This is a genomic window from Pseudomonas sp. GW823-FHT04A03 (genome assembly GCF_058796615.1).
The window spans coordinates 321,698-340,391 of record NZ_JBXAIV010000004.1 but is presented as its reverse complement, the minus strand read 5'-3'; the positions used below and the strand labels follow the sequence as shown (position 1 = coordinate 340,391).

14 protein-coding genes are annotated in these 18,694 nt (G+C 61.7%); 12 read left to right on the top strand and 2 right to left on the bottom strand.

Going from position 1 to position 18,694, the window contains the following annotated elements; all coding sequences use genetic code 11:
• Positions 1-7: 7 nt before the first annotated feature.
• The 11 genes from AC1Q9F_RS14150 to hemE all read left to right on the top strand — a co-directional run bounded on the left by AC1Q9F_RS14150 (position 8) and on the right by hemE (position 15,827).
• The gene (locus AC1Q9F_RS14150) at positions 8-1,072 is read left to right on the top strand and encodes a pilus assembly protein PilM (RefSeq protein WP_207984783.1); all 1,065 of its coding nucleotides are present in this window, start codon (positions 8-10) and stop codon (positions 1,070-1,072) included.
• Positions 1,072-1,638 carry a PilN domain-containing protein gene (locus AC1Q9F_RS14145; protein WP_492620072.1) on the top strand — a complete coding sequence of 189 codons (567 nt, stop codon included), beginning with the start codon at positions 1,072-1,074 and terminating at the stop codon, positions 1,636-1,638. The genes AC1Q9F_RS14150 and AC1Q9F_RS14145 overlap by 1 nt, the downstream gene beginning before the upstream one ends.
• Positions 1,635-2,258 carry a type 4a pilus biogenesis protein PilO gene (gene pilO / locus AC1Q9F_RS14140; protein WP_492620073.1) on the top strand — a complete coding sequence of 208 codons (624 nt, stop codon included), beginning with the start codon at positions 1,635-1,637 and terminating at the stop codon, positions 2,256-2,258. Before AC1Q9F_RS14145 ends, pilO begins: the two co-directional genes overlap by 4 nt.
• The gene (locus AC1Q9F_RS14135) at positions 2,255-2,779 is read left to right on the top strand and encodes a pilus assembly protein PilP (RefSeq protein ID WP_273896982.1); all 525 of its coding nucleotides are present in this window, start codon (positions 2,255-2,257) and stop codon (positions 2,777-2,779) included. The genes pilO and AC1Q9F_RS14135 overlap by 4 nt, the downstream gene beginning before the upstream one ends.
• Positions 2,780-2,793: 14 nt before the next feature.
• The gene (locus AC1Q9F_RS14130; RefSeq protein ID WP_492620074.1) at positions 2,794-4,872 is read left to right on the top strand and encodes a type IV pilus secretin PilQ; all 2,079 of its coding nucleotides are present in this window, start codon (positions 2,794-2,796) and stop codon (positions 4,870-4,872) included.
• A 4-nt stretch (positions 4,873-4,876) separates the two neighbouring features.
• Positions 4,877-5,395, top strand: a complete 519-nt coding sequence (gene aroK / locus AC1Q9F_RS14125) for a shikimate kinase AroK (protein WP_045121685.1) — start codon at positions 4,877-4,879, stop codon at positions 5,393-5,395.
• A gap of 150 nt (positions 5,396-5,545) precedes the next feature.
• The gene (gene aroB / locus AC1Q9F_RS14120) at positions 5,546-6,646 is read left to right on the top strand and encodes a 3-dehydroquinate synthase (RefSeq protein ID WP_011332082.1); all 1,101 of its coding nucleotides are present in this window, start codon (positions 5,546-5,548) and stop codon (positions 6,644-6,646) included.
• A 10-nt stretch (positions 6,647-6,656) separates the two neighbouring features.
• Complete coding sequence (locus tag AC1Q9F_RS14115; protein ID WP_207984787.1) at positions 6,657-8,258, top strand: AAA family ATPase; 1,602 nt, start codon at positions 6,657-6,659, stop codon at positions 8,256-8,258.
• 350 nt (positions 8,259-8,608) lie between these two features.
• The gene (gene gltB, locus AC1Q9F_RS14110; protein WP_207984788.1) at positions 8,609-13,054 is read left to right on the top strand and encodes a glutamate synthase large subunit; all 4,446 of its coding nucleotides are present in this window, start codon (positions 8,609-8,611) and stop codon (positions 13,052-13,054) included.
• A gap of 33 nt (positions 13,055-13,087) precedes the next feature.
• A complete protein-coding gene (locus AC1Q9F_RS14105; protein ID WP_007909438.1) occupies positions 13,088-14,506 on the top strand; it encodes an FAD-dependent oxidoreductase in 1,419 nt (472 codons plus the stop codon).
• Between the two features lie 253 nt (positions 14,507-14,759).
• Positions 14,760-15,827 (top strand): uroporphyrinogen decarboxylase, encoded by a 1,068-nt coding sequence (hemE, locus tag AC1Q9F_RS14100; RefSeq protein ID WP_207984789.1) that lies wholly within the window; start codon positions 14,760-14,762, stop codon positions 15,825-15,827.
• Between the two features lie 71 nt (positions 15,828-15,898).
• Here the strand turns inward: hemE and AC1Q9F_RS14095 are convergent, their stop codons facing one another.
• Positions 15,899-17,173, bottom strand: coding sequence for an MFS transporter (locus AC1Q9F_RS14095; RefSeq protein ID WP_207984790.1), 1,275 nt, complete (start codon positions 17,171-17,173; stop codon positions 15,899-15,901).
• 118 nt (positions 17,174-17,291) lie between these two features.
• Here AC1Q9F_RS14095 and AC1Q9F_RS14090 point away from each other — a divergent pair, with 118 nt between their 5' ends.
• Positions 17,292-18,188 carry a LysR family transcriptional regulator gene (locus tag AC1Q9F_RS14090; protein ID WP_492620075.1) on the top strand — a complete coding sequence of 299 codons (897 nt, stop codon included), beginning with the start codon at positions 17,292-17,294 and terminating at the stop codon, positions 18,186-18,188.
• Here the strand turns inward: AC1Q9F_RS14090 and AC1Q9F_RS14085 are convergent, their stop codons facing one another.
• Positions 18,189-18,626: an excinuclease gene (locus tag AC1Q9F_RS14085; RefSeq protein ID WP_492620076.1), complete on the bottom strand. Its 438-nt coding sequence runs from the start codon at positions 18,624-18,626 to the stop codon at positions 18,189-18,191.
• Positions 18,627-18,694: the final 68 nt, after the last annotated feature.

The window sequence follows — 18,694 nt, the reverse complement described above, 5'->3', positions numbered from 1 at the left end:
ATTGGTAGTGCTAGGACTCTTCAATAAAAAGGCCAATACGTTACTGGGGATCGACATCAGCTCCACATCGGTGAAGCTGCTGGAGCTGAGCCGTCAGGGTGAGCGCTACCGGGTCGAGGCGTACGCGGTGGAGCCGTTGCCGGCGAGTGCCGTGGTCGAAAAGAACATCGCCGAGCTCGAGGGCGTCGGCCAGGCCCTGTCCCGGGTGCTGGTCAAGGCGCGCACCGGGCTGAAAACCGTGGCGGTGGCGGTGGCCGGCTCAGCGGTGATCACCAAGGTCATCGAGATGGACGCCGGGCTGTCCGACGACGAACTGGAAAACCAGCTCAAGATCGAGGCCGATCAGTACATTCCCTATCCGCTGGACGAGGTCGCCATCGACTTCGAAGTCCAGGGCGTTTCGCCGCGCAACCCTGAACGGGTCAACGTGCTGCTGGCCGCCTGTCGCAAGGAAAACGTCGAAGTCCGCGAAGCGGCGCTCGCCCTCGCCGGGCTGACCGCGCGGGTGGTGGATGTCGAGGCTTATGCGCTGGAGCGCTCGTTCGGCCTGCTGGCCACGCAACTGGCCGCGTCCCAGGACCGGCTGACGGTGGCCGTGGTCGACATCGGCGCCACCATGACCACCCTCAGCGTCCTGCACAACGGCCGGATCATCTATACCCGCGAACAACTGTTCGGCGGTCGACAGCTGACCGAGGAAATCCAGCGCCGTTATGGCCTGACCCTTGAACAGGCGGGGCTCGCCAAAAAGCAGGGTGGCCTTCCGGACGATTACGTCAGCGAGGTGCTGCAACCGTTTCGCGAGGCACTGGTGCAGCAGGTGTCGCGCTCCCTGCAGTTCTTTTTCGCCTCCGGCCAGTACAACGCCGTCGACCATATCCTGCTGGCGGGTGGCACGGCGTCGGTGCCCGGGCTCGACCGGCTGATCGAAGAGCGCCTGCACACCCCGACCCAGGTCGCCAACCCGTTTTCCGACATGGCCTTGAGCAGCAAGGTCAACGCCGGGGCCCTGGCGAGCGATGCGCCGGCCCTGATGATTGCCTGCGGGCTCGCGCTCAGGAGTTTCGACTGATGGCGCGGATCAACCTTTTACCCTGGCGCGAGGAGCGCCGCGAAGAGCGGCGCAAACGCTTCCTGCTGGCCTTGACCGGTGTGGTGGTCGGCTCGGTGGGGGCGGTGCTCATTGCCGACCAGATCATCAGCGCCGCCATCGCGCGACAGGTCGCGCGCAATGATTACATCGGCAAGCAGATCGCCGTGGTCGACGAACGGATCAAGCAGATCAGCGACCTCAAGGCCCATCGCCAGCAACTGGTGGAGCGCATGCGCATCATCCAGGACTTGCAGGGCAACCGGCAGATCAGCGGGAGGATCTTCGATCAACTGGCGCGCACCTTGCCCGACGGGGTGTATTTCACCGACGTGAAGATGGTCGGCAAGACCCTGTCGATCAGCGGCGCGGCGGAGTCGAACAATCGGGTGTCCGACCTGATGCGCAACCTCGATGCTTCCGACTGGTTCGATGCGCCGAACCTCAATGAAGTGAAAGCCACCACTGCTGGTCAGGTGGATCAGGCCAACGTCTTTCAACTGACCGTTCGCCAGACTCGTCCCCGGTTCGAGGAGGGCGACCAATGAAGCCGTCCGAGTGGCTGGACAGCCTGCGCAATGTCGATTTCAACGACCTGGACACCAGCAACATCGGCTCCTGGCCGCCAGTGGTCAAAGGCCTGGCCGGCGGGCTGTTGATGGTGTTGGTTCTGGCGCTTGGCTATAACTTTTTCATCAGTGACATGGAGAGTCAGCTCGAAACCAAGCGTGAGGAGGAAATCACCCTCAAGGAACAGTTCGCGAGCAAGGCGCACATGGCGGCCAATCTGGAGCTGTACACCCAGCAGATGAAAGAGATGGAAAACTCGTTCGGCGTGCTGTTGCGGCAATTGCCCAGTGACACCGAAGTGCCGGGGTTGCTGGAAGACATCACGCGCACCGGGCTGGGCAGCGGTCTTGAATTCGAAGAGATCAAACTGCTGCCGGAGGTCACCCAGCAGTTCTACATCGAGCTGCCCATCCAGATCACCGTGACCGGTGCCTATCACGACCTCGCGACTTTCGTCAGCGGCGTGGCCGGTTTGCCACGGATCGTCACTCTGCACGATTTCGAACTCGCACCCGCCAGTCCCGAAGGCGGGCCGAAGTTGCGCATGAGCATTCTCGCCAAGACCTACCGCTACAACGACAAGGGGCTGCAGAAATGAGCCCGATCCGTTTTATCGCCTTGTCGGCATTGTTATTGATGCTCGGTGGCTGCGGCGGCGATGACTTCAGTGACCTCGACGCCTACATGAATGAAGTGCGCCTGCGTCCGCCGGGCAAGATTGAGCCGACCCCGACATTCCGCTCCTACCCGACATTCACCTACAGCGCCGCCAACCTGCGCAGTCCGTTTTCGCGTCAGTTGCGGGTCGATCTGGCCGGACAGAAACATGGTTCGCGCGACGTAAAGCCCGATCCCAATCGGGTCAAGCAATACCTCGAAGGTTTCAACATCGAGCAGTTTGAAATGGTCGGCACGATTGCCAACGCCTCCGGTTCCTTCGCTTTGCTGCGGGGGGCGGGCGGGGTTCATCGGCTCAAGGTCGGCGATTACCTGGGCCGCAACGACGGGCGCATCGTTGCCATCAGCGCTTCACAGGTCGATGTGGTGGAAATCGTTCCGGATGGCCAGGGCGCCTGGCTTGAGCGGCCGCGCACCATTCCTTTGAAAGAGCACTCATAAGTGGAAGTCGAACAATGAACAGGATTTTTTCCACCCTCGGTTTTTCGCTATGGATGGCGCTGCTTTCACCGATGGTACAGGCAGCCAATCTGAAGGCGCTGGACGTCGCGGCACTGCCGGGCGACCGGGTCGAGCTGAAGCTGTCGTTCGACGGCCCGCCCCCGCAGCCCAAGGGCTACACCACTGATTCGCCAGCGCGGATCGCCCTCGATCTGCCGGGTGTCGCCAGTCAGCTGACGAGCAAGACCCGTGACCTGGGCAGTGGCAATGCCCGCACGGCCACGGTGGTCGAGGCCAATAACCGGACGCGGCTGATCATCAGCCTGACGCAACTGGCGCCGTACGACACCCGGGTCGAAGGCAATACGGTGTTCGTGGTGGTCGGGCAGGGCAGCAAAGTCGCTGCCCCGCGTACGGCGGCTCGTGCACCGCGTGCAGCACCTGCGGCAGCGCCGGTCCGGACCTTTGCGCCGACCGCCAGAGCCATTCGCGGCGTGGATTTCCAGCGTGGCACGGCGGGCGAGGGTAATGTGGTCATTGATTTGTCCGACCCGGCCATCGCCCCGGACATTCAGGAACACGACGGCAAGATCATCCTCAATTTCGCCCGTACCCAATTGCCCGAGCCGCTGCGGGTGCGCCTCGACGTCAAGGATTTCGCCACCCCGGTGCAGTTCGTCAATGCCGGTGTCAGCGGTGATCGCGCGACGATCACCGTCGAACCCAGTGGTACTTTCGACTATTCCACTTACCAGACCGACAACAAGCTTACTGTCAGTATCCGGCCGTTAACCGTCGATGACCTGCAAAAGCGCAACGCCGACCGCAACAGCTATAACGGCGAAAAGCTCTCTCTCAACTTCCAGGACATCGATGTGCGCTCGGTGCTGCAACTGATCGCCGACTTCACCAACCTCAATCTGGTGGCCAGCGATACGGTGCAGGGCGGCATTACCTTGCGCCTGCAGAACGTGCCGTGGGATCAGGCGCTGGATCTGGTGCTCAAGACCAAAGGCCTGGACAAACGCAAGGTCGGCAACGTGTTGCTGGTGGCGCCGGCGGATGAAATCGCCGCACGCGAACGGCAGGAACTGGAGTCGCAGAAACAGATCGCCGAACTGGCGCCGCTGCGCCGCGAGCTGCTGCAAGTGAACTACGCCAAGGCTGCGGACATCGCAAAGCTGTTCCAGTCGGTCACCAGTGCCGAGGCCAAGGTCGACGAGCGGGGGTCGATCACCGTCGATGAACGCACCAACAACATCATTGCCTACCAGACCCAGGATCGACTCGATGAGCTGCGGCGGATCGTGGCGCAGCTGGATATTCCGGTGCGTCAGGTGATGATCGAGGCGCGGATCGTCGAGGCCAACGTCGACTACGACAAGAGCCTGGGCGTGCGCTGGGGCGGTTCGATCCAGAACAAGGGCAACTGGAACACTTCCGGGGTCAGCAACGGTTCGTCGACCACCATCGGCACGCCGGGCAGCACCAGCACCAACTCGCCGTTCGTCGACATGGGCACGGTCAACAACACGTCCGGGATCGGCATTGCGTTCATCACCGACAACGTATTGCTCGACCTTGAGCTGACGGCGATGGAGAAGACCGGCAACGGCGAAATCGTCTCGCAGCCCAAGGTGGTCACCTCCGACAAGGAAACCGCGAAGATCCTCAAGGGCACCGAGATCCCGTACCAGGAAGCCAGCTCCAGCGGCGCTACGTCGGTGTCCTTCAAGGAGGCGTCGCTGTCGCTGGAAGTGACGCCGCAGATCACCCCGGACAACCGCATCATCATGGAGGTCAAGGTCACCAAGGACGAACCGGACTACCTGAACAAGGTGCAGGATGTACCGCCGATCAAGAAGAACGAGGTCAATGCCAAGGTGCTGGTAAACGACGGCGAGACCATCGTGATTGGGGGCGTTTTCTCAAATACTCAAAGCAAGGTTGTAGATAAGGTGCCATTTCTTGGCGATGTGCCGTATCTTGGCCGCCTTTTCCGGCGTGATGTGGTTTCGGAGAAAAAATCCGAGCTGCTGGTATTTCTCACTCCGCGTATCATGAATAACCAGGCGATTGCTGTGAGTCGTTGATTCTGTGCGAAATTTGATTCTTGTAGGACCGATGGGGGCTGGAAAAAGCACCATCGGCCGATTACTGGCCAAAGAGCTGCGCCTGCCGTTCAAGGATTCCGACAAGGAAATTGAACTGCGTACGGGCGCCAATATCCCGTGGATCTTCGACAAGGAAGGCGAGCCCGGCTTTCGTGACCGTGAGCAGGCGATGATCGCCGAGCTGTGCGCGTTCGATGGCGTGGTGCTGGCGACCGGCGGCGGCGCCGTGATGCGCGATGCCAACCGCAAGGCCCTGCACGAGGGCGGGCGGGTGGTGTATCTGCACGCCTCCGTCGAGCAGCAGGTCGGCCGCACCTCTCGCGACCGCAACCGGCCGTTGCTGCGCACCGCCAATCCGGAGAAAACCTTGCGCGATCTGCTGGCGATCCGTGATCCGCTCTATCGGGAAATCGCCGATCTGGTGGTGGAAACCGACGAGCGGCCACCGCGCATGGTCGTGCTCGATATTCTCGACCGCCTGCAGCAACTTCCGCCCCGTTAAAGCGCCGCACGAAATGCGCTATCCTCGGCGACCTGTAATGGCCGCCAAGGGTTGTGGCGGATGGCGTGCGAGTGGCGTCACACCAGCACATGCCGTGAACATTCGATAATTCCAGGCAGGACGCCTGCTTCATCTTCATCGTGGGGACACATGCAGACACTCAAGGTCGACCTAGGCGAGCGCAGCTACCCGATTCACATTGGCGAAGGATTACTGGACCAGCCTGAACTGCTGGCCCCGCATATCCACGGGCGGCAAGTGGCAATCATCTCCAACGAGACCGTTGCGCCGCTCTATCTCGAACGTCTGACCCGCAGCCTGGCGCAGTTCTCGGTGGTTTCCGTGGTGCTGCCCGACGGCGAAGCCTTCAAGAACTGGGAAACCCTGCAACTGATCTTCGACGGCCTGCTGACCGCTCGTCATGACCGTCGCACCACGGTAATCGCCCTCGGTGGCGGTGTGATCGGCGACATGGCCGGTTTTGCGGCGGCCTGCTACCAGCGCGGCGTCGATTTCATCCAGATCCCTACCACGCTGCTGTCCCAGGTCGATTCGTCGGTGGGCGGCAAGACCGGGATCAACCATCCGCTGGGCAAGAACATGGTCGGCGCGTTCTATCAGCCGAACGTGGTGCTGATCGATACCGCGTCCCTGAAAACCCTGCCAGCGCGTGAACTGTCGGCGGGTCTGGCGGAAGTCATCAAGTACGGTCTGATCTGCGATGAACCGTTCCTGACCTGGCTCGAAGACAACGTCGATGCCCTGCGCGCGCTGGATCAAACGGCCCTGACCTATGCCATCGAGCGCTCCTGCGCCGCAAAGGCGGCGGTGGTCGGCGCCGACGAGAAGGAAACCGGCGTACGCGCCACCCTTAATCTCGGCCACACCTTTGGCCACGCCATCGAAACCCACATGGGCTATGGTGTCTGGTTGCATGGCGAGGCGGTCGCTGCTGGCACCGTGATGGCGCTGGAAATGTCCGCGCGCCTGGGCTGGATCAGCGAGCAGGAGCGCGATCGCGGCATTCGCCTGTTCCAGCGTGCCGGTCTGCCGGTGATCCCGCCGGAAGAGATGACCGAAGCCGATTTTCTTGAACACATGGCAATTGACAAAAAAGTGATCGACGGTCGCTTGCGCCTGGTGCTGCTGCGCCGGATGGGCGAAGCGGTGGTGACCGACGATTATCCGAAAGAGGTTCTACAGGCCACGCTGGGAGCGGATTACCGCGCTCTGGCTCAGCTTAAAGGTTAATAAGATTCCGATGACTAGTTTGCATGCCGACGAGGCGTTCCTCGGCCATTTCCAGTTAAGTCACGACCCTTTCGCGCCGCGGGTGCCGGGCTTCAAATTCTTCCCGGCCCAGCGCAAGCCGGTGCTGGGTCAGTTGCATCATCTGGCGCGTTACAGCCAGTTGCTGCTGGTGGTCACCGGCCCGCAGGGCAGCGGCAAGACCCTGCTGCGCCAGGCGCTGGTGGCCAGCACCAACAAGCAATCGGTGCAGAGCGTCGTTGTTTCCGCCCGTGGCGCCGGCGATGCAGCCGGTGTGCTGCGCCAGATCGCCCAGGCGCTGGACGTGGCGCAGGCCGAAGTCGGGGCGATCCTCGACCAGGTCGTGCAGCTCGCGCTGACCGGTCAGGAAGTCTATCTGCTGGTGGACGATGCCGAGCAGCTCGACGAGTCCGCGCTTGAAGCGCTGATGGCGCTGGGCGCCGGCGCACCGGAAGGCCGCCCGCATGTGTTCCTGTTCGGTGAGTCGTCGTTGATCGCCCAGCTCGAGGCTTTGCACCTCGAGGAAGAGCGCTTCCACGTCATCGAATTGCAGCCGTACACCGAAGAAGAAACCCGCGAGTATCTCGACCAGCGGCTCGAAGGCGCGGGCCGGGGTGTCGAACTTTTCACCGCGGATCAGATCTCTGATATTCACGAAAGCTCCGAGGGTTGGCCCGGCAACATCAACCAGGTCGCTCGCGATGCTCTGATCGAAGTCATGATTGCCAGCCGCTCTGCGGTCAAGCGTCCAAGTATGGGGTTCAACATGCCGAAGAAACACGTATTGGCGATTTCCGCCGTCGTTGTGGTCGCGGTCGCTGCCGCCTGGCTGATGCCGGGTCGCAACAAGGCACCGACCACCGGTGCGCCGGCCAACGAGCAGGCGCAACTGCCATTGGGCCAGGGCACGCCACAGGCGGGTGGCGCACCGTCCGTCGAATTCAACGGCAATACCCAGCCGATGCCGCTGCCGCTGGTCGGCAACTCGCAGCCGGTGATGCGCGGCCCGCTGGCTGAAGCGGCGGGTGGCATCACTGAAGGCGACGACGGCGTGCCGGTCGAAGGCTCCAGCAACACGCCACCGACCGTGACCACCACCGCGCCACCAGCGGGCGTTCAGGCCGGCCCTGCACCGACGCCAGTTCCGGTTCCAGTCCCGGCAGCCAAACCGACCCCGGCACCGACTCAGGTCGCTACCGCCAAGCCTGCTCCAGCCGCTCCAGCGGCCAAACCGGCTCCGGCACCTGCCAAGCCCGTTGCCGCCGCCAAACCTGCGGAGAAGCCGGTCGCCGTCGCCAAGGCCGCCGGTGGCAGCTGGTACGCCGGTCAGCCGACCAGCAACTACGTGGTGCAGATCCTCGGCACCAGCTCCGAAGCGACCGCGCAAAGCTTCGTCAAGGAGCAGGGCGGCGAGTACCGTTATTTCAAGAAAGTCCTCAACGGCAAGCCTCTCTACGTGATCACCTACGGCAACTTTGCCAATCGTGATGCAGCCGTTTCTGCCATCAAGGCCTTGCCAGCGAAGGTTCAGGCTGGTAAACCTTGGCCTCGCACTGTCGCCAGCGTCCAACAGGAACTGGCAACAACTCGCTGAAGATTCGGCGGCCTTACCCAGGCCGCCTCTCCAAGCACCTCAAAATTTCTACAAGTGCGCGCCGCCCTTACGGGCCGCGTGCCTTGTGGTGTCTGCGTCACAGTAGTCTTTGAGTCGTTGCGGTCAAAATTAAAAAAGTTTTGACTAGCACAGCAGATCGCTTTAAACCTTTCACAAATGCGACATGAATTTGCGACATTTCGTCGTCAAATTTGTGAGCCTCTGTGTCGCTGTGTACAATGACCACCCTTTTGCCCCCGCTAAGCCGGCGTACGTTCGGCGCGAGATGCAAGTGGTTGAATTGAAAAGAAATTTGCCTCGAAAAGAGGCAGCCTGGTGAGAAAGTGTCTATGAAAGCAGGTCTGTACCAACCAGATGAATTCAAGGATAACTGCGGTTTCGGCCTGATAGCCCATATGCAGGGCGAACCCAGTCATACCCTTTTGCAAACGGCCATCGAGGCCCTGACCTGCATGACCCACCGCGGTGGGATTAATGCCGACGGCAAGACCGGTGACGGTTGCGGTCTGCTGATTCAAAAGCCCGACGCGTTCCTGCGTGCCATTGCCCAGGAAACCTTCAGCGTCGAGCTGCCCAAGCAATATGCCGTGGGCATGGTCTTCTTCAATCAGGATCCGGCCAAGGCCGAAGCCGCTCGCGAGAACATGAACCGCGAGATCTTGGCCGAAGGCCTGCAACTGATCGGCTGGCGCAAAGTGCCGATCGACACCAGCGTCCTCGGCCGCCTGGCCCTTGAGCGCCTGCCGCAGATCGAGCAGGTGTACATCGGTGGCGAAGGCCTGAGCGATCAGGACATGGCGGTCAAGCTGTTCAGCGCCCGTCGTCGCTCGTCGGTGGCCAACGCCGCCGATACCGACCACTACATCTGCAGTTTTTCCCACAAGACCATCATCTATAAAGGCCTGATGATGCCGGCCGACCTGGCCGCGTTCTATCCGGACCTGAGCGACGAGCGCCTGCAAACCGCGATCTGCGTGTTCCACCAGCGCTTCTCCACCAACACCCTGCCGAAATGGCCGCTGGCCCAGCCATTCCGCTTCCTCGCCCACAATGGCGAGATCAACACCATCACCGGCAACCGCAACTGGGCCCAGGCCCGTCGCACCAAGTTCACCAACGATCTGATGGATCTGGAAGAACTCGGCCCGCTGGTCAACCGTGTCGGTTCCGACTCCTCGAGCATGGATAACATGCTCGAACTGATGGTCACCGGTGGCATCGACCTGTTCCGTGGCGTGCGGATGATCATTCCGCCAGCGTGGCAGAACGTCGAAACCATGGACCCGGATCTGCGTGCGTTCTACGAGTACAACTCGATGCACATGGAGCCGTGGGACGGCCCGGCGGGCGTGGTAATGACCGACGGTCGCTACGCGGTGTGCCTGCTCGACCGTAACGGTCTGCGCCCGGCGCGCTGGGTCACTACCACCAACGGTTTCATCACCCTCGCGTCGGAAATCGGCGTTTGGGACTACAAGCCTGAAGACGTGATTGCCAAAGGCCGTGTCGGCCCGGGCCAGATCTTCGCCGTGGACACCGAAACCGGGCAGATCCTCGACACCGACGCGATCGACAACCGTCTCAAATCCCGTCATCCGTACAAGCAATGGCTGCGCAAGAATGCCCTGCGCATCCAGGCGACCATGGAAGACAACGATCACGGTTCGGCTTTCTACGACGTCGATCAGCTCAAGCAATACATGAAGATGTATCAGGTCACGTTCGAAGAGCGCGATCAGGTACTGCGTCCGCTTGGCGAACAAGGCTACGAAGCCGTTGGCTCGATGGGCGACGACACGCCGATGGCCGTGCTGTCCCAGCGCGTGCGCACGCCGTACGACTATTTCCGCCAGCAGTTCGCGCAGGTGACCAACCCGCCGATCGACCCGCTGCGTGAAGCGATCGTGATGTCGCTGGAAATCTGCCTCGGTGCCGAGCGCAATATCTTCCAGGAATCGCCGGAGCACGCTTCGCGCGTGATCCTCAGCTCGCCGGTCATTTCCCCGGCCAAGTGGCGTTCGCTGATGAACCTCGACCGCCCGGGTTTCGAGCGGCAGATCATCGACCTCAACTACGACGAAAGCGTCGGGCTGGAAGCGGCGATCCGCAACGTCGCCGATCAGGCTGAAGAAGCCGTGCGTGCCGGTCGTACCCAGATCGTTCTGAGCGACCGCCATATCGCCCCGGGCAAACTGCCGATCCACGCTTCGCTCGCCACCGGCGCGGTGCACCACCGCCTGACCGAAAAAGGCCTGCGCTGCGACTCCAACATCCTGGTTGAAACCGCCACTGCACGCGATCCGCATCACTTCGCCGTGCTGATCGGCTTCGGCGCTTCGGCGGTCTATCCGTTCCTTGCCTACGAAGTGCTGGGCGATCTGATCCGTACCGGTGAGGTGCTGGGCGACCTCTACGAGGTGTTCAAGAACTACCGCAAAGGCATCACCAAAGGTCTGTTGAAGATCCTGTCGAAGATGGGCATCTCGACCATCGCGTCCTATCGCGGTGCGCAGCTGTTCGAAGCCATCGGTCTGTCCGAGGAAGTCTGCGACCTGAGCTTCCGTGGCGTGCCGAGCCGCATCAAGGGTGCGCGTTTCGTCGACATCGAAGCCGAGCAGAAAGCACTGGCCACCGAAGCCTGGAGTCCGCGCAAGCCGATCCAGCAGGGCGGTCTGCTGAAGTTCGTCCACGGTGGTGAATATCACGCGTACAACCCGGACGTGGTCAACACCCTGCAAGCCGCCGTGCAGCAGGGCGACTACGCCAAATTCAAGGAATACACCTCGCTGGTGGACAACCGTCCGGTGTCGATGATCCGCGACCTGTTCAAGGTCAAGACCCTCGACACGCCGCTGGACATCAGTGAAATCGAACCGCTGGAATCGGTGCTCAAGCGCTTCGACTCCGCCGGTATCTCGCTGGGCGCCCTGTCGCCGGAAGCTCACGAAGCCCTGGCCGAAGCCATGAACCGCCTCGGTGCGCGTTCCAACTCCGGCGAAGGCGGCGAAGACCCGGCGCGCTACGGCACCATCAAGAGCTCGAAAATCAAGCAGGTCGCGACCGGCCGTTTCGGTGTAACCCCGGAATACCTGGTCAACGCCGAAGTGCTGCAGATCAAGGTCGCCCAGGGCGCCAAGCCGGGCGAGGGCGGGCAACTGCCGGGCGGTAAAGTGAACGGGCTGATCGCCAAGCTGCGTTACGCAGTACCGGGCGTGACCCTGATTTCGCCACCGCCGCACCACGACATCTACTCGATCGAAGACTTGTCGCAGCTGATCTTTGACCTGAAACAGGTCAACCCGAAGGCGCTGGTTTCGGTGAAACTCGTGGCTGAAGCAGGCGTCGGCACCATCGCCGCCGGTGTGGCCAAGGCCTATGCGGACTTGATCACCATCTCCGGCTACGACGGCGGCACCGGTGCTTCGCCGCTGACCTCGATCAAATACGCTGGCGCACCGTGGGAACTTGGCCTGGCCGAAACCCACCAGACCCTGCGCGGCAACGACCTGCGCGGCAAGGTCCGGGTGCAGACCGACGGCGGCCTGAAAACCGGCCTCGACGTGATCAAGGCAGCCATCCTCGGCGCCGAAAGCTTCGGTTTCGGCACCGCGCCGATGATCGCGCTGGGCTGCAAATACCTGCGTATCTGCCACCTGAACAACTGCGCCACCGGCGTCGCGACCCAGAACGAGAAGCTGCGCAAGGATCACTACATCGGCACCGTCGACATGGTGGTGAACTTCTTCACCTACGTCGCCGAAGAAACCCGTGAGTGGCTGGCCAAGCTGGGCGTGCGTTCCCTCGAAGAGCTGATCGGCCGTACCGATCTGCTGGAAATCCTCGAAGGCCAGACCGCCAAGCAGCATCACCTGGATCTGACTCCGCTGCTGGGCAGCGATCACATCCCGGCGGACAAGCCTCAGTTCTGCGGCGTCGAGCGCAACCCGCCCTTCGACCAGGGCCTGCTGGCCGAGAAAATGGTCGAGATGGCGACGTCGGCTATCAACGACCTCAGCGGCGCCGAGTTCGATCTGGATATCTGCAACTGCGACCGTTCGATCGGCGCACGGATCTCCGGCGAAATCGCGCGCAAGCACGGCAATCAGGGCATGGCCAAAGCGCCGATCACCTTCCGCTTCAAGGGCACTGCAGGTCAGAGCTTCGGCGTATGGAACGCCGGCGGTCTGAACATGTACCTGGAAGGCGACGCCAACGACTACGTCGGCAAAGGCATGACCGGTGGCAAGCTGACCATCGTGCCGCCGAAGGGCAGCGTTTATAAGACTCAGGAAAGCGCCATCATCGGCAACACCTGCCTGTACGGCGCCACGGGCGGCAAGCTGTTCGCCGCCGGCACCGCAGGCGAGCGTTTCGCCGTGCGCAACTCCGGTGCCCACACGGTTGTGGAAGGCACTGGCGATCACTGCTGTGAGTACATGACCGGTGGTTTTGTCTGCGTTCTGGGCAAGACCGGTTACAACTTCGGCTCTGGCATGACCGGCGGTTTCGCCTACGTGCTCGATCAGGACAACACCTTCGTTGACCGGGTCAACCACGAACTGGTGGAAATCCAGCGGATCAGCGGCGAGGCGATGGAAGCCTATCGCAGCCACCTGCAGAACGTGCTGAACGAGTACGTCGCGGAAACCGACAGCGAGTGGGGTCGTGAACTCGCCGAGAACCTCGATGACTACTTGCGTCGTTTCTGGCTGGTCAAGCCGAAGGCTGCCAACCTGAAGTCGTTGCTTTCCAGCACCCGTGCCAACCCGCAGTGATATGCGCCTGAAGAGTTTGATGAGGTTTTAACAATGGCTGAACGTCTGAATAACGACTTCCAGTTCATCGATGTCGGGCGCAAGGATCCGAAGAAGAAACTGTTGCGTCAGCGCAAGAAAGAGTTCGTGGAAATCTACGAACCGTTCAAACCCCAGCAGTCGGCCGACCAGGCCCACCGCTGCCTGGGTTGCGGCAACCCGTACTGCGAATGGAAGTGCCCGGTGCACAACTTCATTCCGAACTGGCTGAAGCTGGTGGCCGAGGGCAACATCCTCCAGGCCGCCGAGCTGTCGCACCAGACCAACACCCTGCCGGAAGTCTGCGGCCGGGTGTGCCCGCAGGATCGTCTGTGTGAGGGTGCCTGCACCCTTAACGACGGTTTCGGCGCGGTGACCATCGGTTCGGTCGAGAAGTACATCACCGACACGGCGTTCGCCATGGGCTGGCGCCCGGACATGTCCAAGGTCAAACCGACCGGCAAGCGTGTCGCGATCATCGGCGCAGGCCCGGCGGGTCTGGGTTGTGCCGACGTGCTGGTGCGTGGCGGCGTGACGCCGGTGGTGTTCGACAAGAACCCGGAAATCGGCGGTCTGCTGACTTTCGGCATCCCCGAGTTCAAGCTTGAGAAGACCGTGCTGAGCAATCGCCGCGAAGTCTTCACCGGCATGGGCATCGAGTTCCGCCTCAACACCGAGGTCGGCAAGGACGTGACCATGGAGCAACTGCTCGCCGAATACGATGCCGTGTTCATGGGCATGGGCACCTACACCTACATGAAGGGCGGTTTTGCCGGTGAGGACTTGCCGGGCGTTTATGACGCGCTGGACTTCCTGATCGCCAACGTCAACCGCAACCTGGGCTTTGAAAAGTCGCCGGAAGATTTCGTCGACATGAAAGGCAAGAAGGTCGTGGTTTTGGGCGGCGGCGACACGGCGATGGACTGCAACCGCACGTCGATCCGCCAGGGCGCCAAATCGGTGACCTGCGCTTATCGTCGTGACGAAGCGAACATGCCCGGCTCGCGCAAAGAGGTGAAGAACGCCAAGGAAGAAGGCGTGAAATTCCTCTACAACCGCCAGCCGATCGCCATCGTTGGCGAGGATAAGGTCGAAGGCGTGAAGGTGGTCGAGACCCGTCTCGGAGAACCGGACGCCCGTGGCCGTCGCAGCCCAGAGCCGATCCCGGGCTCCGAAGAGATCATCCCGGCTGACGCCGTGGTCATCGCTTTCGGTTTCCGCCCGAGCCCGGCGCCGTGGTTCGAACAGTTCGAAATCCAGACCGACAGCCAGGGCCGCGTCGTTGCGCCCGAGCAAGGTCAGTACAAGCACCAGACCAGCAACCCGAAAATCTTCGCCGGTGGCGACATGGTGCGCGGTTCCGACCTGGTGGTGACGGCGATCTTCGAAGGCCGCAATGCGGCTGAAGGGATCCTGGATTACCTGGGCGTCTAAGCCCCGATCCTGAGCCAAACGCAATAAACCTGTGGGAGCGAGCTTGCTCGCGAAAGCGGTGGATCAGCCAACAGCAATGTTGAATGTGAAGCCCTCTTCGCGAGCAAGCTCGCTCCCACAGTTGTTTCTCAGTGTTGCTGATAGCGCATTTCCAGCGCGACAAATTGACCCGATAGACAAAAGGCTGACCTGCATCCGTGCCTTTTGCGTCGCGCTCTGAGAAAATGCCCGCACTTTTTTTCCGGATGCCGACATGACTGCCCTGAAGAACGACCGTTTCCTCCGCGCCCTGCTCAAGCAACCCGTAGACGTCACCCCTGTGTGGATGATGCGCCAGGCCGGCCGCTACCTGCCGGAATACCGCGCCAGCCGCGCCCAGGCCGGTGATTTCATGAGCCTGTGCATGAATCCGGAATTCGCCTGCGAAGTCACGCTGCAACCCCTCGACCGCTATCCGCAACTGGACGCGGCGATCCTGTTCTCCGACATCCTCACCATTCCCGATGCCATGGGCCAGGGCCTGTACTTCGAGACCGGTGAAGGTCCGCGCTTCAAGAAAGTCGTCAGCACCCAGGCCGACATCGAAGCCCTGCCGATCCCGGATCCGCACAAAGACCTCGGCTACGTGATGGACGCGGTCAGCACCATCCGCCGCGAGCTGAACGGCCGTGTACCGCTGATCGGTTTCTCCGGCAGCCCGTGGACCCTCGCCACCTACATGGTCGAAGGCGGCTCGTCGAAAGACTTCCGCAAGACCAAGGCGATGCTCTACGACAACCCGCAAGCCATGCACCTGCTGCTGGACAAGCTGGCGCAGTCGGTGACTTCTTACTTGAACGGCCAGATCCAGGCCGGCGCCCAAGCGGTGCAGATCTTCGATACCTGGGGCGGCAACCTGTCGGCGGCGGCGTATCAGGAATTCTCCCTGGCCTACATGAAGAAAATCGTCAGCGGCCTGATCCGCGAGCACGACGGTCGCAAGGTGCCGGTGATCCTCTTCACCAAGAACGGCGGCCTGTGGCTGGAAAGCATCGCCGACGCCGGCGCTGACGCACTGGGTCTGGACTGGACCTGCGACATCGGCAACGCCCGCGCCCGCGTCGGCGACAAAGTCGCGCTGCAAGGCAACATGGACCCGACCGTGCTGTACGCCAAACCTGAAGCGATCCGCACCGAAGTCGGGCGCATCCTCGCCAGCTACGGCAAGGGCAGCGGCCACGTGTTCAACCTCGGCCACGGCATCACCCCGGAAGTCGACCCGGAACACGCCGGCGCGTTCCTGCGCGCGGTGCACGAGTTGTCGGCGCAGTATCACGAGTAATCGGCGCTCAGCGCTAATGGTAGAAAGCAAAAACGCCCGGCTTATGCCGGGCGTTTTTTTGTGGGCGTGAATCAGGCTTTGACGCCACCCAGCGGCGGCAACTTCGCCAGCTTCAACGCCACCAACAGTGCCACCAGCAACAGCGCGCCAATAAACAAGCCAATCCCGTTCCATCCCGCCATGTGCCAGAACACCCCGCCCGCCGTCCCGGCGATGCTCGAACCAGCGTAATAGCTGAACAGGTACAACGATGATGCCTGGCCCTTGGCCTTGAGCGCCCGGCGGCCGATCCAGCTGCTGGCCACCGAGTGGGCGCCGAAGAAGCCGAACGTGAAGATCAGCATGCCAATGATCACCAGCGGCAGCGGTGTGAACATCGTCAGGGCGAGGCCGGCGAACATCAGGGCGATGGTGGCCCAGAGCACTTTGCGGCGACCCAGTTTGTCGGCCAGCGAACCGATTTTCGCCGAGCTGTAGATGCCCGACAGGTACACCACCGACAACAGCCCCACGAACACTTGATCCATGTGGTACGGCTCGGCCAGCAGGCGATAACCGATGTAGTTGAACAGGGTGACGAACGCGCCCATCAGCACGAACGCTTCAAGGAACAGCAGCGGCAGGCCGGCATCGCGAAAGTGCATGGTGAAGCCGTCGAGCAGGCTGCGCGGATGCAGCGAGCGGGAGCGGAAGTTGCGCGACTCCGGCAGGATTTTCCAGAACACCGCCGCCGCTATCAGCGCCAGACCGCCGATCACCATCATCGCCGTATGCCAGCTGACGAAGTCGATCAGCACACCGGTGATCAACCGACCGCTCATTCCGCCAATCGCATTACCACCGATGTACAGACCCATCGCCAGACCGATGTGCTGCGGATGGATTTCCTCGCTCAGGTACGTCATTGCCACCGCCGCCAGGCCGCTCAGCGACAACCCGATCAACGCACGCATGATCAGCACACCGTGCCAGCTCGGCATCATCGAGCTGGCGATGGTGCACAGGGCCGCGGCAAACAGCGCGGCAACCATCACCGGCTTGCGCCCGACCCGATCGGAAATCGGGCCGGTGATCAGCAGACCGAATGCCAGCATGCCGGTGGCCACAGAAAGAATCAGACTGCTCTGCGCCGCGTTGATCGAATATTCGTGGGACAGCAACGGCATCATCGGCTGCACGCAGTACAGCAGGGCGAAGGTGGCGAAGCCGCCGCTGAATAGCGCGAGCACCGTGCGCATGAACGCGGGCGTGCCTTTCTCGATGTAGATTTCTTGCAGTTCGGTCAGTACATCGTCCGCCGCAGCGGGCGGGACTTCATGGGCCAGTGGAGCGACGGCGGTTTTCACATCAGACCTCGGGGGGCGCGGGCAGGCAGGCAATGAAAAAATCATATAGCTGGCTAATGTTTCTATCCAATATATTGTTCGACCTGTTTGATAGCTTTCACGACCTAATGAGGTGCCCATGGAATTACGTCATCTGCGCTACTTCATCGCCGTTGCCGAAGAATTGCACTTCGGCCGCGCCGCGCAGGTGCTGGGTATCTCCCAGCCACCGCTGAGCCAGCAGATTCAGGCGCTGGAGCAGGAAGTCGGCGCGCGACTGTTCGAGCGTACCAATCGTCGGGTCGAGCTGAGTGAGGCCGGGCGACTGTTTCTGGAGGAAGCGCGGCTGGTGCTCGCGCAAGTCGATAAAGCGGCCGACGTAGCCCGCCGCGCACAACTCGGCGAGCTGGGGGAATTGAAGATCGGCTTCACCTCGTCGGCGCCATTCAACTCGACCATTCCCCAGGCAATTTTTTCCTTCCGCCAGCGCTTTCCGGCCGTGCACCTGAACCTGCGGGAGATGAGCAGCACCATGGTCGCTGACGCGCTGGTGGACGAGTCGATCGAGGTCGGCATCATGCGCCCGCTGGGTTTGCCGGATTCGCTCAGCGTGGTCGAACTGATGCGCGAGCCGCTGGTGGCCGTGCTCAGTTCCAAACATCCGCTGGCGCAGGGCTCTGAAGAGGGGCTGTTTCTCTCGGCGCTGGCCCTCGAACCGTTCGTGTTCTTCCCGCGCAGCTACGGCAGCGGTCTGTATTCGCAACTGATCAGCCTGGCCCGCGACGCCGGGTTCAGCCCGCACTTCGCCCAGGAGGCTGGCGAAGCCATGACCATCATCGGGCTGGTGGCCGCAGGTCTGGGTGTGTCGGTCATGCCGGCGTCGTATCAGCGGATGCGCATCGACGGCGTGGTCTACCGACCGCTGCTCGATCCCGAAGCCGTGACGGCGGTGTGGCTGGTGCAGCGCAAGGATCAGAAATCGCCGATGGCCAAGGCGTTTGTCGAATTGCTCACGCGCAAGGTTGAAGCCGTTTGATCAGGGCAGCCGCACCAGATCACCCTTCAACGCCACCCGCGTGACAAAGATGCCGGCCCGACATTCGTAAGTGTTCAGATCCTTGCGCACATGCTGGTCGTAGTAGCTGACGATATTGGTCACCGCATTCGCCCCGACGCGTTTGGCCTCGGCCTGCAGCGCAATCAGGTTCGACTGCAACACCCACTCGCAGGAGTCGTGATCGCTCTTGTTGAAGCCGTTGGTCTTCAAGTCACTGACTACCCCGCGCTGCAACAGCCGCTGAGTTCCCTGAGGCCCGTTGCCAACCAGATAAAACTTCACACTGCCATCCAGCCGCCCGGCGCGCATTGCATCCGACACGACTGTTTCGAACGGCATGTACATCAGATTGGTGGCGTGGCTGGTACCGGGCAGCAGGCAGAAAAGGGCGGCGGCGATCAGGGCTTTCGCTTGCATGGTCATCTCCTTGACGATGAAAGAGAACCGCGAGTGTTCGAGCGATCGGGCTCGCTGTTCCGGCAGGC

Coding starts and splice junctions, on each gene's coding strand:
- hemE (WP_207984789.1), top strand. CDS start 14,760: ATGACTGCCCTGAAGAACGACCGTTTCCTCCGCGCCCTGCTCAAGCAA.
- AC1Q9F_RS14130 (WP_492620074.1), top strand. CDS start 2,794: ATGAACAGGATTTTTTCCACCCTCGGTTTTTCGCTATGGATGGCGCTG.
- aroB (WP_011332082.1), top strand. CDS start 5,546: ATGCAGACACTCAAGGTCGACCTAGGCGAGCGCAGCTACCCGATTCAC.
- AC1Q9F_RS14085 (WP_492620076.1), bottom strand. CDS start 18,626: ATGCAAGCGAAAGCCCTGATCGCCGCCGCCCTTTTCTGCCTGCTGCCC.
- AC1Q9F_RS14090 (WP_492620075.1), top strand. CDS start 17,292: ATGGAATTACGTCATCTGCGCTACTTCATCGCCGTTGCCGAAGAATTG.
- pilO (WP_492620073.1), top strand. CDS start 1,635: ATGAAGCCGTCCGAGTGGCTGGACAGCCTGCGCAATGTCGATTTCAAC.
- AC1Q9F_RS14115 (WP_207984787.1), top strand. CDS start 6,657: ATGACTAGTTTGCATGCCGACGAGGCGTTCCTCGGCCATTTCCAGTTA.
- AC1Q9F_RS14145 (WP_492620072.1), top strand. CDS start 1,072: ATGGCGCGGATCAACCTTTTACCCTGGCGCGAGGAGCGCCGCGAAGAG.
- AC1Q9F_RS14135 (WP_273896982.1), top strand. CDS start 2,255: ATGAGCCCGATCCGTTTTATCGCCTTGTCGGCATTGTTATTGATGCTC.
- AC1Q9F_RS14105 (WP_007909438.1), top strand. CDS start 13,088: ATGGCTGAACGTCTGAATAACGACTTCCAGTTCATCGATGTCGGGCGC.
- gltB (WP_207984788.1), top strand. CDS start 8,609: ATGAAAGCAGGTCTGTACCAACCAGATGAATTCAAGGATAACTGCGGT.